Raw genomic sequence first — 24,922 nt, 5'->3', positions numbered from 1 at the left:
CTATCCGAGGGCGACTCACTCCCCGCGGGAGACGCGCACCATCTCGTCACGCGGCACGACCTTGACGCGCGCCCGCTCGTGCGGAGCACCCAGGGCGATCTCGTGCTCGTCGAGGCGGTGCCAGCCGTCGAGATCGGTCCACTTCACGTCGCGCTCCTCGAGCAGCGCCGGGATGGCCTCCTCCGAGGGGTCCTCCGGGTGCCACCACGAGCCCTGGTCGTTGATGATGTGACGCACGGTCTCCATCGCGTCGGACTTGGTGTGGCCGATGAGCCCGACCGGTCCGCGCTTGATCCAGCCGGTCGCGTAGATGCCGGGAACCTTCTCGTTCGAGTCCTTCGCGAGCACCTGCCCCTCGCGGTTCGGGATCACCCCGTGCTTCTTGTCGAAGGGCACGCCGGGCAGCGGCGAGCCGAAGTAGCCGATCGCGCGGTACAGCGCCTGGATCGGCAGCTCGCGCATCTCGCCGGTGCCGATCGCGCCGCCCTGCCCGTCGGGCTGGGTGCGCTCGTAGACGAGCGCCGCGACACGACCGGTGTCGTCGGTGCGCACCTCGACCGGGCGCGCCCAGAAGTGCAGGTGCAGGCGACGGGATGCCGTTCCGCCGGCGTTGTTGACGGAGTCGAGCTTGCGCCACGACTGCAGGATGCGGTCGATGACCATGACCTGCTTGTTGCTCGCGACGGCATCCTTGGCGGCGTCGTCGTAGTCGAAGTCCTCGTCGTAGACGACCATGTCGACGTCGCGCAGCTCGCCGAGCTCGCGCAGCTCGAGCGGGGTGAACTTCACCTGCGCCGGGCCCCGGCGTCCGAAGACGTGCACGTCGGTGACCGCGCTGGACTTCATGCCCTCGTAGACGTTCTCGGGCACCTCGGTGACGAGCAGGTCCTCGGCGTGCTTGGCGAGCATGCGCGACACGTCGAGCGCGACGTTGCCGTTGCCGAGCACGGCGACGGATGCCGCGTCGAGCGGCCACTCGCGCGGCACGTCGGGGTGCCCGTCGAACCAGCTGACGTAGTCGGCCGCACCGTAGGAGGCGACCGCGTCGATGCCGGGGATGTCGAGAGAGGTGTCGCGGATCGCGCCGGTCGCGAAGATCACGGCGTTGTAGTGCTTCTTGAGGTCGTCGAGGGTGATGTCCTCGCCGAAGCGCACGTTGCCGAACAGGCGGATGTCCCCGCGGTCGAGCACATCGCGCAGCGCGTTGATGATGCCCTTGATGCGGGGGTGATCGGGGGCGACGCCGTAGCGGACCAGTCCATAGGGCGCCGGCAGCTGCTCGAACAGGTCGATCGAGACGTCGAACTTGCGCTCGGCCTTCAGCAGCAGGTCGGCCGCGTAGATCCCGGCGGGTCCTGCACCGACGATGGCCAGTCTGAGCTTGGTCATGGAGGTCCTTTCGTATGCCGTCGCGTGAGCCGCACAGCCGCGCCCGTCCGGACGCGGCGCCGGTCAGCTGGAGCGTTCGGCGAGGGTCTCGGCGAAGCGCGTCAGCGCCTCGCGCACGGTGCCCCGGGGCAGCGGTGCGAGCGCGGCGATCGCGTCGCGCGTCCACGTCAGGGCGAGATCGAGGGTCTTCTGCGTCGCCGCGTGGTCGCGCAGCTCGGCGAGCGGTCCGTCGAGGATCGCGGGGTCCTCGCCGTCGGCGATGCGCACGACTCCCGCGTCGATGCGGGCGGCGAGGTCGGCGGCATCCGCGTCGTCCTGCGCCTTCAGCAGCAGGTACGGCATGGTGGGCACGCCCGCGCGCAAGTCGGTGCCGGGGACCTTGCCGGTGTCCTCCGGCTTGGCCGACAGGTCGATGACGTCGTCGAGCAGCTGGAACGCCACGCCGATCTTCTCGCCGTAGACCCGCAGCGGCTCCTCGTACTCGCTCGGCGCGTTCGAGAAGATCACCCCGCCCTGCGTCGCGGCGGCGATCAGCGAGCCGGTCTTGTCGGCGAGCACCTGGATGTAGAACTCGATGGGGTCGTCGTCGGGCTGCGCGCCGAGCGTCTCGTGCATCTGCCCCAGAACCAGACGCTCGAACGTGTCGGCCTGCAGGCGGATCGCCCGCTCGCCGAGACGCGACATGAGCTGGCTGGCCCGCGAGAAGAGGATGTCACCGGTGAGGATGGCGATGTTGTTGCCCCACACGGCGTGTGCGGCGGGAACCCCGCGGCGGCGGTCGGCTCCGTCCATGACGTCGTCGTGGTAGAGCGAGCCGAGGTGCGTGATCTCGAGCGCCTTGGCGACGTCGATCACCTTCTCGGTGTTGCCGTCGCCGAGCTGGGCGGCGAGGAGCGTCAGCACCGGACGGATGCGCTTGCCCCCGGCCTCGTACAGGTACCGGCTCGCGGCGTCGGCGAGGGGATCGGCGACGCGCACGTCTTCGGCCAATCCGGTCTCGACGAGCTCGAGCCCGTCTTCGATCGCGCGCGCGACGCGCCGCGCCGCAGGACCGATGAAGACACGGTCGCTGAAACCCAGACGGCTCGCCAGTCGCGATCCCGGGGCTACGGGGCTCGAAGTCACGTTGTCAGCCTACCGTCGTCTCAGGCGGGCTTTCGCGCCCGGTGCAGGGCGACGATCCCGAAGGTGAGGTTGCGGTACGCGACGTCGATCCAGCCGGCCTCGCGGATCCATTCGGCCAGGCGCTTCTGATCGGGCCAGGCCGCGATCGACTCGTTGAGGTAGTCGTAGGCGTCGCCGTTGGTGCCGGCGACGCGGGCGACGCGCGGCAGCACCTGCGCGTTGTAGAAGCGGTAGGCGCCGCGGAAGAGCGGAGCGGGCGGCGTGGAGAACTCGTTGATCACGAGACGCCCGCCCGGCTTGGTGACGCGGAACAGCTCGCGCAGCGCCTTCTTCGGGTCGTTGACGTTGCGCAGCGCGTACGACATGGTGACGGCGTCGAACTCGTCGTCGCCGAACGGCAGCGCGGTGGCGTCGGCCCGCACGAAGGAGAGGTTGCGCATCGACCCGTGGCGGCGCTCGCCCTCGGCGAGCATGCCCGGCGAGAAGTCGGCGGCGACCACCCGGGCGCCGCTGCGGGCGAGGGATGCCGACGACGACGCCGTGCCCGCCCCCAGATCGAGGATGCGCTCCCCCGGCTTCGGCGCGACGGCGCGCGTCGTCGCCGCTCGCCACAGCACGTCGTTGCCGAAGGTCATGGCGGTGTTCGTGCGGTCGTACCCGGCCGCCACCTGGTCGAACATGCCGCTGACGCGCGCGGGGTCCTTGCCGAGATCGGCGCGGTTGGGCTCGCTGCGGGGGTCGTTCGAGGTCACCGGATCAGTCTAGGCGTCGGGTCTGTGCGCATTCTGCGGGTTGACAGGGTCGAACCCGTGCAGGTCGAACGACTCGAGCAGGTCGAGCCATCGATCCGCCGTCGCATCGTCGAAGGGCGCGACCCGGGCACGCACCCGCTCCTCGAGGTCGAGCGCCAGCGCCTCCAGCCGCGCCATGATCTCGGGCGGATACCCGTAGCGCGCGCTGTGCTCTGCCCACTCGTCACGGTCGTCGACCCAGGTGCCGCGCTCGCCCTCGACGCGCACGACGTCGAGATCCATGTCGATGCCGGTCGCGAGCAGCGGATCATCGCTCCAGCGCACGTCCCAACCGAGATCGACGTAGATGCGCATGCCCTTCGAGTGCCCCCGGTTCACCGTCAGGGCGAAGTCGCCCTGGTGCGGGATCAGGGTCACGTTCGGGCCGCCGGCGAGGTAGTCCCGCCCCGGACGACTGCTGCGCCATCCGGCGGGCTGCCCCACCCAGTCACCCCAGGCATCCGCCCCGAGGTACACGCTCTCGTGGCGCCAGTGCGGAGACCCGTCCCACTTTCGCCACTGCACGATCATCGGGGTTCCCACGGCGGGACGGGCATCGCTCATGCGCTCAGCCTAGAACGCAGAGATTAGGCTGGAGCCGTGAGCAGCGCGCTGGTCGTGGAGACCCGAGAGATCGATCCGGTCGAAGACCTCCTGGCATCGGCCTCCCCCTCCCGCCCCCTCGCCTGGCTGCGCCGCGGCGACGGCATCGTGGCCGTCGGCGAGCCCCTGCGCGAGCTGCGTGCCTCGGCCGGAGCGAACGGCCTGCGCAGCGCCGCCCTCGCCACCGCCTGGCGCCGCCTCGCCTCCACCGCGCGCATCGACGACCCGGTCGGCCTGCCCGGCACCGGGCTCGTCGCCTTCGGCGCCCTCGCGTTCGACGAGCGCTCGTCGAGCGACAGCGTGCTGGTCATCCCCTCGCAGGTGATCGGACGCCACGGCGACCGGTTCTGGCGCACGACCATCGGATACGCCGACGAGAACGCGGATGCCGTCGCCCCGAGCACCGTCGCGGATCACCCGTACGGACCGCACTGGGCCGGCACCGTCGGCCCCGGTGCGCAGACACCCCAGGGCTACCAGGACTCGGTGCGCCAGGCGCTCGGCCGGATCGCCGCGGGTGAGCTGAGCAAGGTCGTTCTCGCGCGCGACCTCACCGGCAGCATCCCCGCAGGCTCCGACCTGCGCCGTCTCGTGCGCGCGCTGTCGACCGGATACCCCGACACCTGGGCGTTCGCGGTCGACGGATTGATCGGCGCGAGCCCCGAGACCCTCGTCACGGTGCACGAGCGCACGGTCACCGCGCGCGTGCTCGCGGGCACCGTGGGTCGCGGAGCGGATGCCGACGCCGACACCGCGGTCTCGGCCGCCCTCGCTTCGAGCACCAAGGACCTCGACGAACATCAGTACGCGGTGCAGAGCGTGCTCGCCTCGCTGCGCCCGCACACCCGGGCGCTGGCGGCGAGCGAGCAGCCGTTCCTGCTGAAGCTGCCGAACCTGTTCCACCTCGCGACCGACCTGGAGGGCGAGCTGGCGGAGGGCGAATCGGCGCTCGACCTGGTCGGGGCGCTGCATCCGACCGCGGCCGTGGCCGGCACCCCGACGACGATCGCCATCGGCGTTATCCGCGAGCTGGAGCCCTTCGACCGCGGGCGCTACGCGGGCCCGGTCGGATGGGTGGATGCCGCGGGCAACGGCGAGTGGGCGATCGCGCTGCGCTGCGCCCAGTTCACCGCGACCGACGACGACATCGCCGTGACCGCTTATGCGGGCGCGGGCATCGTCGCAGGCTCCGACCCCGAGTCGGAGCTGCTCGAGACCCGGGTGAAGTTCCGCCCTCTGGTCGACGCCCTGGCCTGAACGGGCCTCAGCGCCGCCCGCGGGGCTCAACTCGCGGCGAGCCTCTTCTTCTCGACCTCGACGTCGAAGTCGGCGACCGGCCACTGCGGGTCGATGTCCTCCAGCGCCGCGAGCAGCAGTTCCTGCACCGCGAGGCGCGCGTACCATTTGCGGTTCGCGGGTACGACGTGCCAGGGCGCGATCTCGGTCGAGGTGCGCTCGAACACCGTCTGATACGCCCGCATGTACTCGGGCCAGACGAGCCGCTCGTCGACGTCGCCGGGGTTGTACTTCCAGTGCTTGTCGGGGCGCTCGAGACGTTCCATGAGCCGCGACTTCTGCTCTTCGGGCGAGATGTGCAGCATGACCTTCACGATGCGGATGCCGGAGGCCGCGGCATCCGCCTCGAACGCGTTGATGGCGTCGTAGCGCCGCTCGAGCTCCTCGGGCGGCGCGAGGGCACGCACGCGCCCGATCAGCACATCCTCGTAGTGCGAGCGGTCGAAGACGCCGATGAACCCGGGCTCGGGCAGCCGCTTCTCGATGCGCCAGAGGAAGTCGTGCGCGCGCTCCTCGTCGGTCGGGGCCTTGAACGCCGCGAGCGAGACGCCCTGCGGGTCGACCCCGCCCACGACGTGCCGCACGATGCCGCCCTTGCCCGCCGAGTCCATGGCCTGCAGCACGAGCAGCACGGCATCCGTCGCGGTGCCGGTGCGACTCTCGGCGAACAGACGCTCCTGCAGATCGTTGAGTGCGACCAGTCCCTCGGCGAGGTCGCGGGCGCCGTCGGCTTTGTGCCCGTGATAGCCGGGCGTGCTCTCGGCGTCGACGTCGTCGAGACGGAATCCGTCGCCGACGCGGAGGGTCTCGGTCCACTGGTGAGCGTTCATCTGCTCATGATGGCCGAGTCGCGGGTATCCGCGCACGTCTCGATCTGCACCGATCGGTGGGAAATGTCGGTCACCGGGCGGCAGAACCGACATTTCGCACCGGTCGGTGGGCATGGGCAGCGAGCGGTGGGGCTCCGCGGACGAGACACTCCGCGGCGGGACGCTCCGCGGGCGAGACGCTCAGCGCGCGGCACCTCAACGCGCGAGCGGAACCTCGATGAGCTGACGGCCGCCGACGGGGCGGGTGAGCACCTGGTCGAGCGCGGTGCGGGTCGTCACGCGCTGGTACTCCCAGCCGTAGGCGACGGCGAGGTGCTCGAGGCGCACCTGGTGCGGCGTGTAGAACGCGCGGTCGAGGTCGGCGGCCGGGGCGACCTGCGCCACTTCGAGTCCATCGAAGATCGTGCCCCCGCCGTCGTTGCCGACGATGACCTGCAGACGCGGCTCGGTCTCGTCGGGCGGCAGCAACAGTGCTCCCACATCGTGCAGCAGGGTGAGGTCGCCGAGCAGCACCCGGGTCACGCCCGGCGCTCCCCCCGCCTGGCTCGCGAGGGCGATGCCGGTCGCGGTCGCGATCGTGCCGTCGATGCCCGCGAGACCGCGGTTGGCGTGCACGGGGATCTTCTTGCCACCGAGCACCGCGTCGGCCACGCGCACGAGACGCGACGACCCGAACACGAGCCGGTCGTGCGGCCACGTCGCCCGCCACACCGCGTCGACCAGCAGTTCGCGGTCGAGCGGTCGACGCACGGCTTCGAGCTCGGCCTTGACGGCGTCGCGTCGGGTCGCGGAATCGGCGGACGCCAGGCCGTCATGATCCGGAGCCCGCTCGCTGAGGTCGACGGCCTGCGTGGCGGAGGCCTCGAGCCAGGCTCCGAGCCAGGTCCGATCGGCGGCACGGTCGTCATCGTTCGACGGCGCGGCGACGACGACGGATGCCGCGGGCCGCGAGCGGTGGTTCAGGTCGAGCTCCTCGCCGCCATGACGCACCGCGATGACCTCGACCTCGGGCCGTGCGAGGAGCCCCGCGACCTCGCGGCTGAGGGTGGGATGCCCCAGCACGACCGCACGCTCGACGGCGCCGCCGAGATCCGCGCGGCGCAACAGTGCGCGATAGCCGTGCACGAGATGACGGCCGAAGCGGGCACCCGACACGATCTCGGCGATCAGCGGCCACGACCCGGCGTGGGCGATCTCCTCGGCATCAGGCCCGGCATCCGCTCCGGCGATCACGACCGTACGGGGTCCGCGCGCGAGCACGACGGCCTCGCCCCGTGCGGGCATCGGAGCTGTGCCGGGAGTGACGGGGGTGACGACCGGTTCGCCCGACAGCGGCTCGCGCGCGGGCAGGTTCAGATGCACGGGGCCCGCGACTCCGGGAAGGCCGTGCGGGGCGTCCGCGCCGAGCGCGAGCGCGACCGCGCGGACGGCGAGGCCCGACCAGTCGTCCCCGGACCCCGACTCACCGGGAACCGGAGCGTCGACGCTCTCACGCACCCAGGGTGCGAACATGCCGGGCTGGGTCGTCGCCTGGTTGGCGCCGATTCCGCGCAGCTCGGGCGGACGATCGGCGGTCAGCAGCAGCAGCGGGACGCCGGCGTGGAACGCCTCCATCGCGGCCGGCAGCAGGTTGGCGGCCGCCGTGCCCGAGGTGCACAGCACCGCCGCCGGTACGCCGGTCTCGCGGGCGAGCCCGAGAGCTGTGAAGCCGGCCACCCGCTCGTCGATGCGCACGTGCACGCGCAGGTCGCCGGTGTCGGCCAGACGCACCGCGGCGAGCGCGAGCGCCTGCGAGCGCGAACCGGGCGAGAGCACGAGGTCGCGCACGCCGTGGGCGACCAGATCGGCCAGGAGGGATGCCGCGGCATCCGTCGCCGGCGACGAGGCCGGACGCGGAAGGGTCACGGGCGGGGCTCGGGCGTCGCCCCGGGAGTGGAGCCGCTGTCGTTGTCGCCGTCGACCTGCGCCTCGTTCGCGGCATCCGTCTCGGCATCGAGGCGTGCGAGTTCTTCTTCGAGACGAGCGATGCGGGCGTCCTGCTCGGTCTTGCTGATGCCGCGCAGGAACATCGGGTCGTCGTCGGGGGCGATCACGCGCGCGGGACCGGGGTCGTTCTTGCGGCGTCGGCCGATCACGAACCAGAGGACCCCGCCGATGACGGGGAGGAGCACGACGATCAGGATCCAGATGCCCTTGCGCACACCACGGTGCCGCGTCGGCGGCTGCACTGCGCAGTCGACGATGCTGAACACCCAGAACACGGCGGCCAGGAAGCCGCCGATGATCAGTAGTCTCGCCACCCCTCCAGTGTAAGCGGGTCGACGGACACGTGGCCCGGCGGGTGCAGAGGACCGCTTGTTAGACTTCGCGCACCATGACGTCGACCCGGTCGCTGACCACCCTCTTCACCGCGCTGGGCCTCGCCCTGCTGCTGGTCGTGGGCGCCTGGTCGACCTCGCACGGCGAGGCCGATGTGCACGCGTCGCTCTGCCTGGCGTCGGGGGCCTCCGCGTCGGATGCCGGAACCGGAGCGTCGCACCACGAGGAGGCCGCACCGGTCGATGCCTCCTCCTCGCACACCGCGGTGGCGGGCTTCGTCGTGCTCTGGTTCCTCGCACTCCTCGTGCTGCTCGTGCGGATGCTGCGGCGCGGCCTCGGCATCCGGCTCCCGCGTGCGAGCCTCGCCGTCGCCGCGCCGCGCGCCGGTCCCCGCCCGTCGCGCACCGCCCTCACCCTCGCCGAGCTCTCGATCTCCCGCACCTGAGCGACGACGCGTCGATCCGGCCGCTGCCGCGGCATCCTCGTCCGTCGTTCCTCTTTCTCGTGTCTGGAGACACCCATGTTCGCCACCCCCTCCCGCAACGCCCCGAAGCCCCGCCTGACCACGCCCGTCAAGGCGACCCTCATCGCTCTCGCCGTCGCCGTCGTGCTCGCGATCGCCGGCATCGTCTACGCCATCACCCAGCAGGCGCCCGCGCCCGACGTCGCCGAAGACGGCACCCTGCAGACCACCCGGGCAGACTCGCACGTGCTCGACGACGGCGGCACGGATGGCGTGACCGTCGTCGAGTTCCTCGACTTCGAGTGCGAGGCGTGCGGCGCCTTCTACCCGATCGTCGAAGACCTGCGTGCGCAGTTCGACGGCGAGATCACCTACGTGGTGCGGTACTTCCCGCTGCCGGGTCACATCAACTCGACGCAGGCGGCTCTGGCGGCCGAGGCGGCGGCGCAGCAGGATCGCTTCGAGGACATGTACCACCGGCTGTTCGAGACCCAGCAGGAGTGGAGTCACGCGACGGGCGAGACGCCCGCGGTGTTCCGCGCGATGGCCGAATCCCTCGGGCTCGACATGGCGGCCTACGATGCGGCGATCGCCGACCCCGCGACGCTCGCCCGGATCCAGGCCGACAAGACCGACGGCGAGTCGCTCGGCATCACCAGCACTCCGTCGTTCTTCGTCGACGGCACGTACGTGCAGCTGCAGGAATGGGACGACCTGGAGGATGCCGTCGCCCGGGCCGTCGAGGGCTGACGGCCCGGCCGGCGGCCAGAGCGAGCCCACCACCTTCGCTACGCTCGCTCGCATGGACATCTCCTCCGCTCTCACGGTCACCCACAACGCCCGCGGCCTCGAGGGGATCGCCACCTCCGACGGAGCGGTGATCGCCCCCGGCATCCTGTTCCGATCGGATGCCCTGGCGAGCCTGACCGACGAAGGCCTGCGGGCGCTGGCCGACCTCGGCATCGGCACGGTGATCGATCTGCGCACCGACGCCGAGCGCACGCGCGCCGCGGACCTGCTGCCCGACGACGGCAGCGTGACGCTCGTGCCGCTGTCGGTGCAGGGCGGGGCGATGGACGAGATGGTCCAGAAGCTGCTGCCCGCGAGCGGGCAGCACGCGCTGACGGACGAGCAGATGGCGGCGGTGCTCGATCAGGTGCCGACGCTGGAGGACCTGTACGTCGCCATCCTGGCCGCGAGCGCTCCGCAGTTCGCGACCGTGGCGCGCGCGGTGCTCGATGCCGCGGGCACCGACCGGCCGGGCGTGCTGTTCCACTGCACGGCGGGCAAGGACCGCACGGGCCTGGCCGCGGCGATCCTGCTGTCGGTCGCCGGGGTGCCGCGCGAGGCGATCGTCGAGGACTACACGCAGACCGGCACGAACCTCGCGCGCGGCTTCGCCGCCTCGCTCACGCAGCTCATCACCGCGATCGGGGTGCCGCTGACGCCGCGCCTGCGCACGCTCGCCACCGAGTCACCGGCTCCGGCGATCGAGGCCGCGCTGGACTGGATCACCACCGAGCACGGCGGCGCGACGGGGTACCTGCGCAGCGGTGGGATGACCGACGACGAGATCGCCGGTCTTCGTCGGGTGCTCCGGGGAGAGTAAGCCTCCCCGGAGGACCTATCCGAAGTCGACCCGGAGGATGCGGTCGTCGCCATCCCGAGGATCGCCGCGACCGTCGGTGTTGTTCGTGAGCACCCAGACCGATCCGTCGGGGGCGGCGACCGCATCGCGCAGGCGTCCGTACTCGCCGCGCTGCTCGCCGCCGTGCAGCTCGAACGCCGTTCCGGTGTCGGCGAGCGGAACGATCCGCAGACGTTCGCCCCGCAGGTTCGCGATCACGATCTCATCCGCCGCCACCGCGATGCCGCTCGGACTCGCGGTCGACGGCGACCACTGCTGCACGGGGTCGACGAAGCCCTCGCGGTCGGCGATGCCCTCGACGGTCGGCCACCCGTAGTTCTCGCCCGCGACGATCACGTTGAGCTCGTCCCAGGTGTCCTGCCCGAACTCGCTCGCGTACATCGTGCCGTCCTCGGCCCAGGCGATGCCCTGCGGGTTCCGGTGGCCGAGCGTGTAGACCGCCGAGCCCGGGATCGGGTTGTCGTCGGGAACGGCGCCCTCGGGGGTGAGCCGGAGGATCTTGCCCGACAGCGCGTCGGGGTCCTGCGCGCTCTCGCGATCGCCGGCGTCGCCGGTCGTGGCGTACAGCATCCCGTCGGGGCCGAAGGCGATGCGGCCGCCGTTGTGGTTGCCGGCCGCCGGGATGCCGTCGATCACCGTCGCGGCATCTCCCAGCGAGAGCGCGCCCGGGTCGCCGAGCAGATCGCGGCGCTCGATGCGGTTCTCGGTCGCTCCGCCGTCGCCGGCGTCGGCCGTGAGGTACGTGTAGAGCTGATCCTCGTGCACGGCGATGCCGAGGAGCCCGCCCTCACCGCCCGCCCGCACTCCCTCGATGCGGCCCACCTCGCGCGCGCCGCCCGTCGCCGTGATCTCGACGATCCGTGCGCTGTCGCGCTCGCTCACGAGCGCCGTCTCTCCGTGGAAGGCGATGGACCAGGGGGCGTCGAGTCCCGAGGCGACGACGGACGTGAGGATCGTCGCGGCCTCGGACTCGGCCGACTCCGGTGTCGGGACCGGGGTCGGGGATGCGCATCCGGCCAGCGCGACGGCAGAGACGACCAGGAGGGCGGTGGCGGTCCGGCGCGAGAGGGACATGTCTCCCATCCAACCCTCTCGCGTCAGATGGAGGAAGACCCGGAGGGGCGCTGATCGCTACGCTGAGCGCATGCACGCAGAGCCGAACGCCTCGTCGACACCCGTGCGGTCCTCGGCGCTCTCCGTCGTGAGACGGATGCCGGCGACGCTGACGTTCATCGCGCTGATCCTCGTCGTCGGCGTGGTGTGGCAGGGACTCTGGACCCCCTTCGAGAAGTCCGCGCTGTTCGAGACCGTCGCCTACGGGCTCCCCAATCTCGCCGACGGCAAGTGGTGGACGCCGCTGACCGGCACGTTCTTCGTGAACGAACCGTGGGTGTACATCTTCACGATCTCGGGCTTCTGGGGCATGGCGTACCTCGAGTACCGTCGCGGGTCTCGCGTCGCCCTCGCCTACTACGCGATCGGGCAGCTGTTAGCGATCTTCGCCACCGCCCTCCTGCTGCTCGTGCTCTCGCAGTTCCCCTGGGCGTGGGCGACGGCCCAGGCGCAGGCGCTCGACGTCGGGGCATCCGGCGGCACCATGGCGTGCATCGCGGCAGCCGTCGGCCTGTTCCGACCGCCGTGGCGTGTGCGCGGCTGGTTGATCCTGCTCGGCTTCGTGTTCGTCGCCATGCTGTTCTGGGGCAAGGTCGCCGACCTCGAGCACCTGCTCGCCGTGCTGCTGATCCTGGTGGTCGACCGCTCGCTGCGCGTACGGCGCACGACGGTGCGCGAGCAGCGGCTCATCGCGGTGATGGCGATCCTCGTGCTCGGCGCGGTCGAGATCATCACGACCCTGGTGCCCACCGACGGACCGTTCGGCCCCACCGATCCGGCCTCGGGCGGTTTCATCGACCTCGCGATCGACCTGGTCGTGATCCTCGTGCTCGTGAACGGCCTGCGTCGCGGACGCCGCTGGTCGTGGGTGCTCGCCGTGCTCCTCGGCATCTTCAACGTGCTGATCGCCGCCCTCGTGCTGACGCTCATCATCCTCACGAGTCAGGCCGAGCTCGACATCCGCTGGGACGGCGAGACCGAGCTCGCGCTCGCCAACGGGTTCCTCTGGGTCGTCGTGCTCGTCTACCTCGTGTGGGTGCGGCGGGCGTTCCGCGCCAAACGGCGCTCGCCCCTCGGCATCCCGCCCACGCCGACCGTCGAGGACGTCAAGGCCGATCTGCGCGTGCACGGCGGCGGCACGCTGTCGTGGATGACGACCTGGGAGGGCAACAGCTACGCCCGGGTAGCCGGCGGCGTCGTCGCGTACCAGCGCCGCAACGGAGTCGCCCTCGCGCTCGCCGACCCGATCGGCCCCGCGGATGCGCGGGCCGAAGCGGTCGGGGACTTCATCCGCACGGCCGAGCAGGCCGGCCTCGTTCCGTGCTTCTTCAGTGCGGATGCCGCGACCCTCGCCGCCGTGCCGTCGACGTGGCGCAGCATCGTCGTCGCCGACGACACGATCGTCGATCTTCCGGGGCTGGAGTTCACGGGCAAGCAGTGGGCATCGGTGCGCACCTCGCTGAACCGGGCGGGTCGCGAAGACATGACGTTCCGGATGACGCGGCTCGGCGACGAGTCGTGGGGCGTGAAGCAGCAGCTGCGCGCGATCTCGGAGGCGTGGGTCGGCGACAAGGATCTGCCCGAGATGCGCTTCACCCTCGGCACGCTCGAGGAGGCCGAGGACCCCGAGGTGCGGATCGCCCTGGCACTCGCGCCCAACGGCGACGTCGACGGCTTCCTGTCGTGGCTGCCGGTGTACGGCGCGGGCGGCCGGGTGCGCGGCTGGACCCTCGATCTGATGCGCCGACGCGAGGGCGGGTTCGCACCCGTGATGGAGTACCTGATCGGCGCCTCGGCGAAGCAGTTCTCCGAGGAGGGCGCCGAGATCATGTCGCTCTCGGGAGCGCCGCTCGCCCACGACTATCCGCCGGATGCCGGGATGATCGCCGCGCTGAGCGACCGCCTCGCCGAAGCCCTCGAACCGGTGTACGGCTTCGGTTCGCTGCACCGCTTCAAGCAGAAGTTCCACCCCCGCTACGAGACCATGTACCTGCTGTTCCGCGACGAGAGCGACCTCACCCGGATCGGTGGCGCGCTGACCCGGGCGTTCCTGCCGGATGCGACGCTGCGGCAGTTCGCCGGGGCGGGGCTCGAGCTCGTGCGGGGCGGCAAGGACTAACCCGGCGCCGGTCCGGCGCTCATCCGGAGCGCCCGATGTCGGCCCCGCGCGCGGCTAACGTCGGGCATCCGATTCGTCAACCCTGTCGACCTCTCCCCTCTCGTTTCCTAGCGTCGTGCGGACCGACGACCGATGAAGGAGAAGTCATGAGCGAACACACGCTGACCGAGATCCTGCAGGGTTCGGGGCCCTGGACCACCGCCTACGTCGACGGCACGGGCGAGCTGCCGCAGGTCGAGGAGGGAGCCCGCCACCAGGCCGTGCGCGATCAACTGATCGACGAGGTCGGAGCACCGGAAGACGACGCCGCGGCCATCGAGACCGCCCTCGGCGAGCGCAACGGACTGCCGAGTCCGTCGGCCCGCGTCGTGATCGCCCGCGACGGAGAGACGGTGCTCGATCGCAGCTTCATCGGAGCGCGCCTCGGCCCGGAGCGCCTCGAGCACGGCGCCCTGCCGTCGATCCTCCCGCTCCTGCGCCACACGGCGTCGGAGACCCGCTATCTCGTCGTCGAGACGAGCCGCGACGGCGCCGACATCCGCCTCGAGACCTCGGGACGCGGCGGCAGCGAGCGCGAGACCGAGATCGAGGGCGACACCGACGAGATCTCGAAGGTGCGCACGGGCGGCCTGGGAGATGCGAAGTACCAGAACTACGTCGAGAACGTCTGGAAGCAGAACCAGAAGGATGTCGCGGCCGCGCTGAGCGCACTCATCCGCGAAGAGCGGCCCGCGTTCGTCGCGGTGTCGGGCGATGTGCGCGCACGACAGCTGCTGGCCGAGGAGCTCACGGGCGACGAGCGCGCGCTGCTCGTCGACGTCGATGCGAACACCCGGGCCGACGGTGCCGATCGCACGGCGCTCGACGACACGATCGCCCGCGAGATCGACGAGCGTCGCCGCCGGGAGATCGCCGACGTGCGCGACCGTGCAGCCGCCGCCGACGGCTCGGGTGGTGCCGAAGGCTTCCCGGCGGTCATCGAGGCTCTGCAGCAGGCCCGCGTCGACACTCTCGTGCTCGACGGGCGCCTGCTCGACGACGAGCGCACGCTGATCGCTCTCGACGGCCCGCCGTGGGTGGTGACCGACGTGGCGCAGCGACTGAACACGCAGGTGCTGGGAAGCATCCGCGCCGCCGAGGCGCTCGCGCGCGCCGCCCTACTCACCGACGCCCGCGTGCTGATCGAGGACGACGAGTACGAGGCCTCAGACGACCGCCGCGAGGAGCGCCCCGTGCGCGAGCCGATCGCCTCGCTGCGGTGGGCGGATGCCGGAACGGATGCCGATCCGAGCTGACGCGCACCGCACGCCGCATACGAAGAGAGGACGCGGACCCGATCGTGGGTCCGCGTCCTCTCTTCGTGTGACGGTATGGCGTCGCGTCCGCGGATCAGGCGCGGAAGAACGGGATCGCCAGGGCGGGCCGGTGCACGACCCGCTCGGAGATCACCGTGCCGCGGATGAGGGTGACCAGGCAGTAGATCCCGATTCCGATGATGAGCAACCCCGGGACGGCGATCCAGCCCGAGGGGTCGCCGCCGTCGCTGTAGCCGTACTCGTCGTACGAGCGCGGCCGCGCCGTCCCGACACCGATCGTGATGAGGAGGACGAAGAGGACGATGAGGTAGAGCACGTAGCTGAGCGCCCAGTTCGCCGCCCAGCGCGCGTTCTCACGCACGATCGGATGCGGCGAGCGCATCGCGGACGACCGCTGCACGATCCCGACGATCGCGGCGACGATCGCACCGACGTACGGGATGTACACGAGGAACAGCAGCGCCCAATAGCGACGACCGCTGATCGGCGGGTAGCCGTAGGGGGCGTACCCGGGGGCCGGATGGCCGGGAGCGGGGTAGCCGGTCGGAGCCTGGCCGTACGGCGGTTGAGCAGGAGCCTGGCCGTAGGGTGCAGGAGCCTGGCCGTAAGCGGGCTGCCCCGGGTACGGCGCCGGGGCCTGACCGTACGGCGGCTGCGCCGGGAGCGAGTATCCGGCGGGCGGCTGGTAGCCCGCCGGCGGCTGAGGCGCGGCGGGAGGTTCGGGCGGCTGGACGGCGTCGTTCTCTTCGGTCATCTGTCACTCCCAAGGTCGGAACCGCGCTCCCCCTGAGCGGGCCAGCGACCATCATCGCAGACAGCACGCGGACCCGCGGACGGCTGCGGACGGATCAGACTCCGCGGGCTGACAACCTAGGCGCGCAAGAACGGGATCGCCAGAGCGGGGCGGTGAACGACCCGCTCCGAGACCACGGCGCCGCGGATGATCGTGACGAGGCAGTAGATCACCAGTGCGATGAACGAGCCGACCAGAATCAGCCACACACTGAAGTTGAGGGCCTCACCGCCTGGATAGTCCTCCTGGTAGCGCAGCGCGTTCAGCGGAGCGGCGACCGCGAGGAAGATCGCGATGAGAGCGATGAGGTAGAAGGCGTAACTGATGGCCCAGTTCGCCGCCCAGCGCGCATTCTCGCGCACGATCGGATGCTGCACGCGCATCGCCGACAACCGCTGCACGATCGCGACGATGATGGCGACGATCACCCCGAAGTAAGGGATGTACATCAGGACCGCGCGCACCCGCCGACAGCTGTGGACGGGTCAGACGTCGCGCGGCCGCTGACGCAGCTGCTTCACATCGGTGCGGCGCTGCTTGGCCTTCAGCCGCCGCTCCTTCGATCCACGACTGGGCTTCGTCGGGCGACGGGGCGGCGCAGGCGGCCGGATCGCCTCGGCGACGAGCGCGACCAGCCGCTCCCGCGCCGCCTCGCGGTTTCGCAGCTGCGCCCGATGTTCGGATGCCGCGATCGTGAGCACGCCGTTCACCAGCCGGCCGGCCAGCCTCTCGAGGATCCGCTCCCGCTGCACCGGGGAGAGCTGCGGGGAGTTCGCGGCATCCCACACCAGTTCCACGCGGGAGTCCGCCGTGTTCACGCCCTGCCCGCCCGGCCCCGAGGAGCGCGAGAACCGCCATGACAGCTCGGACTCGGGGATCGTGAGACCCGACGAGACCCGGAGGCCGGGGCGAGCTGAGGTGGACATGGCATCCATCATCCCCCGATCGGCGTCATCCCGCGATCGGCGCGGGGGCAGCGGCATCCTGCTCGTCGGTCTGCTCGCCGAGCGCGCCGCGCTCCTCTTTCTTCGCGGTGTTGACGATGTGCGCGCGGCCGACGACGATCGCGGCGACGACCATCAGGGCGACGCCCAGCCAGTAGGGCGCGGCGTGGCTGATGCCGGCGTAGAGCGCGGCGGCGATGAGCGGGGCGACCGTGCCCATCGCGGCGTTGAGCGACTGCGTCACACCACCCAGCCAGCCCTGCTCGTCGTCGCCGACGGCGTTCGACATCGCGCCGTCCATCGCGGCGGTCGCGGCGCCCTGGCCTGCGGCGAGCATCAGCGCACCGACGATGAACACCCACGGCTGCGCGAGCACGGACGCGACGATCGCGAGCCCGGCGAGACCGATCGCCTGGGCGACGATTCCGCTGACGATCACGCCGCGCTCGCCGATACGGGGCAGCAGGATGCCGAGCAGCACGCCCTGGATGAGGATGTCGATGATGCCGACGCCCGCGGTGAGCAGCCCGATCTGCGTGGGTCCCCACTGGATCGAGTCGAGGGCGAGCACGCTGAAGTTGTTGACGAAGAACCCGAACGGCAGGGCGAGCAGCGCGAAGCCGATGAGGAGTCCGCGCAGCTCGCGGCGGGCGAAGGCGTTGCGGAACACGGCGAACGGTTGCACGTCGCGGGCCGCGATGCGGGCGATGCGGTTCTCGGGCGCGAGGCTCTCGGGCAGCAGGAAGATGCTGAGGATCGCGATCGTCAGGCCGACGGCGGCGGTCACGAAGACGGGCAGCTGCAGGCTGATGGCAGCGAGGAGCCCGCCGACGGCCGGGCCCACCATCATGCCGATGCCGGAGAGGGCACCGAGCAGGCCGAAGCGCTGCGCGCGCTTCTCGGGCGGGGTGATGTCGGCGAGGTAGGCGAAGAGCGCGGGAAGATCGCCGGCGGTCAGCCCCTGGATGACGCGGGCGAGCACGAGCACCCACAGCGCGCCGCCGATCCCGAACAGCGCCATCGAGAGCGCGGCTCCGAAGGCGGCGGCGATGATGACGGGCCGCCGACCGAAGCGGTCGGAGAGGCGTCCGAGGAACGGGGCGACGAGGAAGGCGCACAGGCCGTTGATCGCCTCGAGCACCCCGACCCAGATGGCGAGGTCGCTCTCGTGCGACACGTACTGCAACACGACGAAGGGGAGCACGGGAAGGACGACCGTCATGCCGATGACGGTGAGCATCGTCAGGACGATGAGCATGATCCAGGCGCGGTTCGTGGAGCGCGCGGAGAGGAGAGAAGGTGAAGTCATACCGAAAGTGTATCCATACCAGTTTTGGTGTCAAGCCAGTTTTGTATCGAGTTCGCGATAGGGTGGAGGCATGACCGGAACGAACCCCCTCGGCCGGCGGGAGCGCAAGAAGGCGGCGACCCGCAAGAACATCTCGGATGTCGCGACGATGATGTTCCTCGAACGCGGATTCGACGACGTCAGCATCCGCGAGATCGCCGACGCGGCCGATGTCTCGCCCACCACCGTCTTCGCGCACTTCCCGCAGAAGGAGGCGCTCGTCTTCGACGAGGACGACGAGCAGCGCGACCGTCTCGTGGGCGCCGTGCGCGACCGTGCGGACGGCAGCACGATCAACCGCGCGATCCGCGACTTCTACGCCGCCGAGATCGGCGCGAACCTCGACGAGCACGGCGAGGACGTCGCGCGCATTTTCCTGCGATTCCTCAACGAGACCCCGGCGCTGCGCGACTACGCCGCCAAGATGTGGCTGCGCCACGAGGACGCGCTGGCCGATGCGATCGCCGACGAGCTCGGCCTCGACGCCCCGACGCCCGAGATCCGCGTCTACGCACGTTTCGTGCTGCAGCTGCAGCTGCTCATCACCGACAGCGACGACCAGCTCGCCACCCTCGACGCCGGGTTCGTCGTACTCGAGCACGGATGGGGCCGGGTCGAGCAGCGCCTTGTGGGCTCGGCGCACGACCCTCGATAGTGGAGACGGAAGGGAGTCCCGCATGACGCACCACGCCGCCCACATCCGCGCGTTCTCCGAGAGCGCCGACTTCGACTTCGAGATCCGCAGCGCCCTCGGCGCGAGCGTGGAGGGCGCTGCAGAACCGGGCGAGGTCCTCGCCGCCGTCGCCGGCATCCGCAACGGCGAGCACGAGGCCTGGTTCGACGCCTGGAAGGGTCTGGCCGACCGCACGGTCGCCACGGCATCCGCGAGCGCGGAGGCGGGGCACCCGGTGAGCGCGGCATCCGCCTACCTGCGCGCCTCGGCGTACTACGGGGTCGCGGTCAATGCGGCGAGCGCACTCGCCGACCCGGATGCGATGGCACCGACGTTCGCGAAGCAGGAGGCCGCCTGGCGCGGATTCGTGACGCACACCTCGACCGTGGTCGACGACGTCACGATCCCGTGCGGCGGCGGGGCCCTGCCCGGATGGTTCTTCCGCCCCGCGCCGGCACCGGAGGGCGCGACGCCCCCGACGCTGGTGGCCGTCAACGGCAGCGACGGCTCGCGCGCCTCCCTCTACGCGGCCGTCGTCGCGCCCGCTCTGCGCCGCGGGTACAACGTGCTCGTCTTCGACGGTCCCGGCCAGCAGTCGGAGCTCTTCGAGAAGGACGTGCCGTTCCGCCCCGACTGGGAGCACGTGCTCACCCCGGTCTTCGACACGGTCGCCCGCCTCGACGGCGTGGATGCGATGCGCATCGCGGTCTACGGCATCAGCCAGGGCAGCTACTGGGTGGCGCGCGCCCTCGCCTTCGAGGACCGTTTCGCCGCTGCGATCACCGACCCCGGGCTCGTCGACGTCTCGACCTCGTGGACCGGGCACCTCCCGCACGGGCTGCTGAAGCTGCTCGACGAGGGGCAGGTCGAGAAGTTCGACCGCGAGATGGAGCTCGGCCTCAAGCTCTCCCCCGAGACCGCGCGCACCTGGCGCTTCCGCGCACGCCCCTACGGCACGCGAGGCTACGGCGAGACGATCCGGGCCGTGCGTCAGTACTCGGTCGCCGACATCGCCGCCGAGATCACGACCCCGCTGCTGATCCTCTCCCCCGAGAACGAGCAGTTCTGGCCCGGCCAGGCCGACCGGCTCGCCGACCTGACGCCCGGCGTCTCGACGGTCGTGCGCTTCACCGAAGCGGAGGGCGCCGACGGGCATTGCCAGCCGCTCGGCCGCACGATCACGGCGCAGCGGATGTTCGACTGGTTGGACGAGCGGCTCGGGTGACGCCCACCCGACAATCTGTTACCTTGGGTAATGATTACCTGAGGTAAGGATATATCGGATGCTTCTGCTCGACCGCCTGCTCCTGATCGCCGACCTGTTCGAACGCGACATGGCGCGCGCGTTCGCGGGCACCGCGCTGTCGAGCGCGCGCATGGCCGTGCTGTGGACCGTGCATCACGCGGGCCCCGTGCCGCAGCAGGCGGTCGCCGAGGCCCTGCACGTCTCTGCGCGGAACGTCAGCGCGCTCGTGGATGCCCTCGAAAGCGCCGGCTACGTGCGGCGCGCGACGCACCCCACCGACCGGCGGGCGGTCCTCATCGAACTCACCGATACGGGCGCGCACCTCATGGAGACCACGACGCGGGAGCACCGCGAGCTGAGCGCCGTGCTGCTCGACGCCGTCGACGCCGATGACCGACCCGCTCTCGAACGCGGACTCGACGCCATCAGCGACCGGTTGGCGGCACTGATGGCCGAGGCATCCGAAACCGAGGACGACCGTGACTGAGGCGCTGCACCGTATCGGCTCGATCGCCCGGCGCGCCCTCGTCGTCGAACTGCGCATCTACGAGAGCATCGGCCGCGCGATCGCCCGCCGCCCGGCGATCCCCGCCGGGGCGACCGGGTTCCGCTACCACCAGCCGGTGCAGACCATCCTGATCGTCTTCATCGTGCTGTCGGCCGTGGAGATCCCGATCATCGATCTCATCGTGCACCCCTGGCCTGCCGTGCGGATCTTCTTCCTCGTGCTGGGGATCTGGGGACTCACCTGGATGATCGGGCTGCTCTGCGGCTTCTTCACCCGCCCCCACGCCGTCGGACCGGACGGCATCCTCGTGCGCGAAGGTCTCGAGGTCTCGATCGCTCTCCCCTGGGACGACATCGCCTCGGTCGCCCGCGTCCGCGTCGTCGACGAGCCGAAGTCGCCGCGCCTCACACTCGACGCCGGGCGGAGCCTCCTCTCGCTGCGCATGCAGGACGAGACGAACGTCGAGATCGAGCTCGAGCGCCCGTTGCGCGTGGCCCTGCCCGGACGGCATCCGAAGGGCGGCGCACACGACATCGAGGTGGTGCGGCTGTGGGTCGACGATCCGGACGGCTTCCTCAGCGCCGTGCGCGTGTGCATCCCGTGAGCATCGGCGACCATGCGACGGGCCGCGAATCGGGAAGAGTGGACGCGACGGCGGGAGTCGAACCCGCAACGCCATCAGATATGAGCTGAGGCCCGGGACCGCCCGGATCGCCGCGATGGCACTGACGTTACCCGGCCGTGATCGTCAAAGCGAGGACATTCCTCGAAGTGACACTCGACTACTTCGTATGACGTCATCAAGGCGCGACGTCAGCGCCGGATGGAGTCGCGCAACGGGCTCGGCTCGAGCGTGTAGTCGGTCGAGGCATCCGCCCAGGTGCGCCCGCCGCCCTGCGTGCGCCCCCGGCGCAGCGCTGAGATCAGGCGGGTCGCCGGCACACCGATCGCCAGTGCGACCGCCCCGCTGACCGACCGGTCCTCGCGACCGAGCACGCTGGCCCGATGCCACGCCTCGTGCAGCCGACGCCCGCGAGGTGCGGGCACCCGCCGGGCCGGAAGCCCGCCCGCCCGGCGCAGTGCGACGAGCTCCTCGACCCGCTCCCACCACGTCGACTCCTTCGACGGGTGGAAGTAGTTGTCACGCAGCCAGTCGGGGTGCGGCTGACGGAACCGGCCGCCCACCACCTCGCGCCCGCCGCCGAGCAGACCGCTGCCCACGAACACCGTGTTGAGGAGCGGCTTGCTGACCCCGTAGGAGTCGAGCGCGATCACGGGCACACCCTGTGCGACGGCCTCGATCGCGGCGGTGGAGCTCACGGTGACGAGACCCGCGGCCGTCGAGAGCGCCTCGGCCATGGACGCGTACGAGACGACGAGGTTCGACGGCATCCGGCCCGCGAGCAGCTCGGGGTACGAGTCGCGTTCGAGGTGCGTCTCGGCTTCCCCCGGCCGCGAGCGCAGCTTCACCACGATGCGCCGGGTGGGGTCGACCTCGGCGGCGCGGATGAGCATCTCGGCGATCTTCTCGCGCTCGGCGCGCTCCGCGGGAACCATCGCCTGAGCCGCGAACACGACGTCGGTCGCCGGTGGGCGGTGAGCGACGGCCCCGGCAGGCTGCGGGCGCTCGGCGACCGCGACGCCCGCCACTCCCGGCACCCCCGCCGCTCCGGCGGCGAGCACCCGCGCGCGATCGGCCGCCAGCATCCGCTCCCGTCCGCGCGCGAACGGCAGCGTCGCCAGGGCCATGGGGATCTGCACACCGATGCGACGACCGAGCTCGGCGAAGGCCCTCTGCTCGCGGTGCGAGTGCACGACCAGCAGGTCGGTGTGGCGCCGGTAGTCGAGGGCGCCGCGCTGCGCGGGGATCGCCATCCCCGGCAGGCCCGAGACGGTGACGGGACGCTGGGGCAGCGCGTCGATCACGCGCCCCATCAAGCGCACGAAAGGTCCGCGCCCGGCGAGCACGACCACGTCGGGCTCGTGCCGGGCGAGCCAGGCCTCGGCCTCGTGGAAGGCGATGCGCGCGACATCGGACTCAGGGATGCCGGTGCCCGCGAGAGCCGTGCGCTGCTGGGCCGCGCTCGCGGTGAGCGGGGTGCGCACGAGCAGCAGCTGCGGACGGATGCCGGGCACCGCCGCGAGCAGCGAGGCCGACCACTTCACGAAGGAGTCGGCATCGGCGATCGCGACGACCTTCAGCCCTCCGCCCGCCCCGGGGCGCAGGTCGGTCATGCGGGAACGCGGCGCAGCTTCGCCATGGGGGCGAGCTCGCTGTCGAAGACGCGCTTGACGCCGTCGCCGAGAGCCTTCTCGATCACGCGGATGTCGCGGACGAGGTGCTCGAGGCCGGTCGGCTCGAGGGAGGCCGCGTGGTCGGAACCCCACATCGTGCGGTCGAGGGTGATGTGGCGCTCGACGGCGACCGCCCCGATCGCGACGGCGGCGAGCGAGATCTGCAGGCCGCGCTCGTGGCCGGAGTAGCCGACGGGGATCCCGGCGTAGCGGTCGCGGAGGGTGGCGATCGCCCGCAGGTTCGCCTCCTCGGGCTCGAGCGGGTACGTGGAGGTGGCGTGCATGAGCACGACGCGGTCGGTGCCGAGCGTGTCGAGCGCGCGATCGATCTGCTCGATCGTCGACATGCCGGTCGAGAGGATGACGGGCTTGCCGGTCTCGCGCAGGGCGAGGAGCAGCTCGGTGTCGGTCAGGCTCGCCGAGGCGACCTTGTGCGCGACCACGCCCAGGTCTTCGAGGAAGGCGACGCTCGGCACGTCCCACGGCGAGGCGAACCAGTCGAGGCCGAGCATCGTGGCGTGGTCGCCGATCGCGATGTACTCGTCGCGTCCGAACTCGACGCGGCGGCGGTAGTCGAGGTAGCTCATGGTGCCCCAGGGCGTCTCGCGCGGCACGTCGCGCATGTGCGCGGGGGTGGAGATCTCCGGGGTGCGCTTCTGGAACTTCACGGCGTCGGCACCGGCCCTGGCCGCGACGTCGATGAGACGCTTCGCGATGTCGACGTCGCCGTTGTGGTTCAGGCCGATCTCGGCGATGACGTAGGCGGGGCGACCGCCGCCGATCACGCGCGATCCGATGCTGACAGTCATGGTTCCTCCGGTGGTCGAGCGATGCGGAAAACCCCCGCCCCTCCTGGCTACGCCTCGGGGGTGAACACCCGTCGACTCCCGGGTTACCGGCACCGGTCAGTCGGGCAACACCCGTTCGACGAGCTCGCGCACGGCGCCGTTCCCCCCGGTGCGGGTGAGCACGACGCGCGCTGCGGCGAGCACGCGCGGGTGCGCGTTCGCCACCGCGACCGGCCACCCGACGATGCGCATCGCGGGCAGGTCGTTGACGTCGTTGCCGAGGTAGGCGATGTCGTCGAGGCGGATGCCGGCGTCCGTGGCCCACGCGCGCAGCGCCTGCTCCTTGTCTTCGATGCCGTGCAGCACCGGAACCCGCAGCTTCTCGGCCCGGGCGCGGACGACGGGGTTCTGCTCGGTCGAGAGGATCAGCATCGGGATGCCGGCGCGCCGGAGCAGTGCGACGCCCATGCCGTCCTCCCGGCTCACTCGCACGCGCTCCCCGCCGTCGGCGTCGATGATCGCGGTGTCGTCGGTGTGCACGCCGTCGAAGTCGGTGACCACGGCGCGCACGTCGATGCGCCCGGGGGCTTCGCCTGCCCGATCGTGCACCGCGGCGAGCGCGTCGGCGATGCGGAGCTGCTGCACATCGTCGATCTCGATCGCCGTCCACTCCGGCACCTCGGCGATGCGGATCCGGCCGAAGAAACGGTGCCGGCTCGTGCGGAAAGCCTCCGCACGGAAGACGTAGAACGCGCCGGTCTCGAAGTAGTGCGGTTCTCGGTCCTGGCGGCGCGGGCGGTGCCCGGCCTCGTGGTTGATGGCCGTGGCCTGGTCGACCTGTGATCCGCTGCCGCGACGCCAGAGGAAGCCGTAGGTCTCATGCGCCGAGAACACGCTGTCGGCACGATCTGCCCGCACCTCGGCGACGGCTCCGGCGAGCGCCGCGCTCGGGAGGAACGGCGAGGTGGCCTGCACGAACGCGATGATCCCGACCCGCTCCCCCGCGGCTTCGATCTCGTCGACCGCGTGCAGGATCGCGCTCTCCGACGACGCCGTGTCGCCGGATATCTCCGCGGGTCGACGGACCACCCGCGCGCCCGCCGCCGCACTCACGGCGGCGATCTCGTCGTCATCGGTCGAGACGACGACGAGATCGATGCCCGCCGCGTCGCGCGCCGCCCGGATCGCCCGCACGACCAGCGGCACTCCCCCGACGGTGCGCAGGTTCTTGCGCGGCACGCCCTTCGACCCGCCGCGCGCGGGGATGATCGCGACGGTCAGCCCGTCGGTCGCATCGCTCGTGTCATCGCTCATG

General features: G+C 71.2%; 25 protein-coding genes and 1 tRNA gene. 10 read left to right on the top strand and 16 right to left on the bottom strand.

Annotation, left to right across the window (positions count from 1 at the left end):
• Positions 1-15: 15 nt before the first annotated feature.
• From ACI2JZ_RS14155 to ACI2JZ_RS14140, 4 genes are all read right to left on the bottom strand, one after another.
• Complete coding sequence (locus ACI2JZ_RS14155; protein ID WP_247625192.1) at positions 16-1,389, bottom strand: FAD-dependent oxidoreductase; 1,374 nt, start codon at positions 1,387-1,389, stop codon at positions 16-18.
• 63 nt (positions 1,390-1,452) lie between these two features.
• Positions 1,453-2,514 carry a polyprenyl synthetase family protein gene (locus ACI2JZ_RS14150; protein WP_404598192.1) on the bottom strand — a complete coding sequence of 354 codons (1,062 nt, stop codon included), beginning with the start codon at positions 2,512-2,514 and terminating at the stop codon, positions 1,453-1,455.
• A gap of 20 nt (positions 2,515-2,534) precedes the next feature.
• Positions 2,535-3,266 (bottom strand): class I SAM-dependent methyltransferase, encoded by a 732-nt coding sequence (locus ACI2JZ_RS14145; RefSeq protein WP_404598191.1) that lies wholly within the window; start codon positions 3,264-3,266, stop codon positions 2,535-2,537.
• Positions 3,267-3,275: 9 nt separating this feature from the next.
• On the bottom strand, positions 3,276-3,869 hold the full coding sequence (locus tag ACI2JZ_RS14140) for a hypothetical protein (RefSeq protein ID WP_404598189.1): 594 nt from the start codon (positions 3,867-3,869) through the stop codon (positions 3,276-3,278).
• A 36-nt stretch (positions 3,870-3,905) separates the two neighbouring features.
• On the opposite strand from ACI2JZ_RS14140, the gene ACI2JZ_RS14135 reads away from it, so the two are divergent.
• A complete protein-coding gene (locus ACI2JZ_RS14135) occupies positions 3,906-5,165 on the top strand; it encodes an isochorismate synthase MenF (protein WP_404598188.1) in 1,260 nt (419 codons plus the stop codon).
• Positions 5,166-5,191: 26 nt separating this feature from the next.
• On the opposite strand, the gene ACI2JZ_RS14130 is transcribed toward ACI2JZ_RS14135, so the two are convergent.
• The 3 genes from ACI2JZ_RS14130 to ACI2JZ_RS14120 all read right to left on the bottom strand — a co-directional run bounded on the left by ACI2JZ_RS14130 (position 5,192) and on the right by ACI2JZ_RS14120 (position 8,334).
• On the bottom strand, positions 5,192-6,034 hold the full coding sequence (locus tag ACI2JZ_RS14130; protein ID WP_404598187.1) for a PPK2 family polyphosphate kinase: 843 nt from the start codon (positions 6,032-6,034) through the stop codon (positions 5,192-5,194).
• Positions 6,035-6,229: 195 nt separating this feature from the next.
• The gene (menD, locus tag ACI2JZ_RS14125) at positions 6,230-7,939 is read right to left on the bottom strand and encodes a 2-succinyl-5-enolpyruvyl-6-hydroxy-3-cyclohexene-1-carboxylic-acid synthase (protein WP_404598185.1); all 1,710 of its coding nucleotides are present in this window, start codon (positions 7,937-7,939) and stop codon (positions 6,230-6,232) included.
• Positions 7,936-8,334 carry a PLD nuclease N-terminal domain-containing protein gene (locus ACI2JZ_RS14120; RefSeq protein ID WP_247625198.1) on the bottom strand — a complete coding sequence of 133 codons (399 nt, stop codon included), beginning with the start codon at positions 8,332-8,334 and terminating at the stop codon, positions 7,936-7,938. Before ACI2JZ_RS14120 ends, menD begins: the two co-directional genes overlap by 4 nt.
• 74 nt (positions 8,335-8,408) lie before the next feature.
• On the opposite strand from ACI2JZ_RS14120, the gene ACI2JZ_RS14115 reads away from it, so the two are divergent.
• The 3 genes from ACI2JZ_RS14115 (at position 8,409) to ACI2JZ_RS14105 (ending at position 10,425) form a co-directional block, all read left to right on the top strand.
• The gene (locus ACI2JZ_RS14115; RefSeq protein WP_404598183.1) at positions 8,409-8,798 is read left to right on the top strand and encodes a hypothetical protein; all 390 of its coding nucleotides are present in this window, start codon (positions 8,409-8,411) and stop codon (positions 8,796-8,798) included.
• 75 nt (positions 8,799-8,873) lie between these two features.
• A complete protein-coding gene (locus ACI2JZ_RS14110; protein ID WP_404598182.1) occupies positions 8,874-9,566 on the top strand; it encodes a DsbA family protein in 693 nt (230 codons plus the stop codon).
• A gap of 52 nt (positions 9,567-9,618) precedes the next feature.
• Complete coding sequence (locus tag ACI2JZ_RS14105) at positions 9,619-10,425, top strand: tyrosine-protein phosphatase (protein WP_404598180.1); 807 nt, start codon at positions 9,619-9,621, stop codon at positions 10,423-10,425.
• 15 nt (positions 10,426-10,440) lie between these two features.
• On the opposite strand, the gene ACI2JZ_RS14100 is transcribed toward ACI2JZ_RS14105, so the two are convergent.
• A complete protein-coding gene (locus ACI2JZ_RS14100; RefSeq protein WP_404598179.1) occupies positions 10,441-11,538 on the bottom strand; it encodes a PQQ-dependent sugar dehydrogenase in 1,098 nt (365 codons plus the stop codon).
• Positions 11,539-11,608: 70 nt separating this feature from the next.
• On the opposite strand from ACI2JZ_RS14100, the gene ACI2JZ_RS14095 reads away from it, so the two are divergent.
• Entirely contained in the window at positions 11,609-13,696 is a 2,088-nt protein-coding gene (locus ACI2JZ_RS14095) for a bifunctional lysylphosphatidylglycerol flippase/synthetase MprF (protein ID WP_404598178.1), read from the top strand.
• 146 nt (positions 13,697-13,842) lie between these two features.
• Complete coding sequence (locus ACI2JZ_RS14090; RefSeq protein ID WP_404598176.1) at positions 13,843-14,991, top strand: Vms1/Ankzf1 family peptidyl-tRNA hydrolase; 1,149 nt, start codon at positions 13,843-13,845, stop codon at positions 14,989-14,991.
• Between the two features lie 94 nt (positions 14,992-15,085).
• On the opposite strand, the gene ACI2JZ_RS14085 is transcribed toward ACI2JZ_RS14090, so the two are convergent.
• The 4 genes from ACI2JZ_RS14085 to ACI2JZ_RS14070 all read right to left on the bottom strand — a co-directional run bounded on the left by ACI2JZ_RS14085 (position 15,086) and on the right by ACI2JZ_RS14070 (position 18,058).
• The gene (locus tag ACI2JZ_RS14085; RefSeq protein WP_404598174.1) at positions 15,086-15,766 is read right to left on the bottom strand and encodes a DUF4870 domain-containing protein; all 681 of its coding nucleotides are present in this window, start codon (positions 15,764-15,766) and stop codon (positions 15,086-15,088) included.
• Positions 15,767-15,882: 116 nt separating this feature from the next.
• The gene (locus tag ACI2JZ_RS14080; RefSeq protein WP_404598173.1) at positions 15,883-16,254 is read right to left on the bottom strand and encodes a hypothetical protein; all 372 of its coding nucleotides are present in this window, start codon (positions 16,252-16,254) and stop codon (positions 15,883-15,885) included.
• 36 nt (positions 16,255-16,290) lie between these two features.
• Positions 16,291-16,731 (bottom strand): alternative ribosome rescue aminoacyl-tRNA hydrolase ArfB, encoded by a 441-nt coding sequence (arfB, locus tag ACI2JZ_RS14075; protein ID WP_404598172.1) that lies wholly within the window; start codon positions 16,729-16,731, stop codon positions 16,291-16,293.
• A 25-nt stretch (positions 16,732-16,756) separates the two neighbouring features.
• Positions 16,757-18,058: an MFS transporter gene (locus ACI2JZ_RS14070; protein ID WP_247625209.1), complete on the bottom strand. Its 1,302-nt coding sequence runs from the start codon at positions 18,056-18,058 to the stop codon at positions 16,757-16,759.
• A 70-nt stretch (positions 18,059-18,128) separates the two neighbouring features.
• Between ACI2JZ_RS14070 and ACI2JZ_RS14065 the strand changes: the two genes are divergently transcribed.
• Genes ACI2JZ_RS14065 through ACI2JZ_RS14050 form a run of 4 tightly spaced genes read left to right on the top strand, consistent with a single transcriptional unit; the run spans position 18,129 to position 21,128 of the window.
• Positions 18,129-18,752, top strand: coding sequence for a TetR/AcrR family transcriptional regulator (locus tag ACI2JZ_RS14065; protein ID WP_247625210.1), 624 nt, complete (start codon positions 18,129-18,131; stop codon positions 18,750-18,752).
• 22 nt (positions 18,753-18,774) lie between these two features.
• On the top strand, positions 18,775-19,995 hold the full coding sequence (locus tag ACI2JZ_RS14060; protein WP_404598171.1) for an alpha/beta hydrolase family protein: 1,221 nt from the start codon (positions 18,775-18,777) through the stop codon (positions 19,993-19,995).
• A gap of 58 nt (positions 19,996-20,053) precedes the next feature.
• Positions 20,054-20,503: a MarR family transcriptional regulator gene (locus tag ACI2JZ_RS14055; protein ID WP_336642203.1), complete on the top strand. Its 450-nt coding sequence runs from the start codon at positions 20,054-20,056 to the stop codon at positions 20,501-20,503.
• Positions 20,496-21,128 carry a hypothetical protein gene (locus tag ACI2JZ_RS14050; protein ID WP_404598170.1) on the top strand — a complete coding sequence of 211 codons (633 nt, stop codon included), beginning with the start codon at positions 20,496-20,498 and terminating at the stop codon, positions 21,126-21,128. The genes ACI2JZ_RS14055 and ACI2JZ_RS14050 overlap by 8 nt, the downstream gene beginning before the upstream one ends.
• 39 nt (positions 21,129-21,167) lie before the next feature.
• Here ACI2JZ_RS14050 and ACI2JZ_RS14045 read toward each other — a convergent pair.
• From ACI2JZ_RS14045 to ACI2JZ_RS14030, 4 genes are all read right to left on the bottom strand, one after another.
• Positions 21,168-21,243, bottom strand: a tRNA-Met gene (locus ACI2JZ_RS14045).
• Between the two features lie 94 nt (positions 21,244-21,337).
• Positions 21,338-22,759, bottom strand: coding sequence for a DUF6716 putative glycosyltransferase (locus tag ACI2JZ_RS14040; RefSeq protein ID WP_404598169.1), 1,422 nt, complete (start codon positions 22,757-22,759; stop codon positions 21,338-21,340).
• Complete coding sequence (locus ACI2JZ_RS14035) at positions 22,756-23,628, bottom strand: N-acetylneuraminate synthase family protein (RefSeq protein WP_247625213.1); 873 nt, start codon at positions 23,626-23,628, stop codon at positions 22,756-22,758. Before ACI2JZ_RS14035 ends, ACI2JZ_RS14040 begins: the two co-directional genes overlap by 4 nt.
• A gap of 96 nt (positions 23,629-23,724) precedes the next feature.
• Positions 23,725-24,921: a cytidylyltransferase domain-containing protein gene (locus tag ACI2JZ_RS14030; RefSeq protein WP_404598168.1), complete on the bottom strand. Its 1,197-nt coding sequence runs from the start codon at positions 24,919-24,921 to the stop codon at positions 23,725-23,727.
• Between the last annotated feature and the right edge of the window lies 1 nt (position 24,922).

It is taken from the genome of Microbacterium sp. NPDC087868 (assembly GCF_044900755.1).
Classification (GTDB): Bacteria; Actinomycetota; Actinomycetes; order Actinomycetales; family Microbacteriaceae; genus Microbacterium; species Microbacterium galbinum.
The sequence above is the reverse complement of the archived record's forward strand: the minus strand, read 5'-3'. Positions and strand labels throughout refer to the sequence as shown.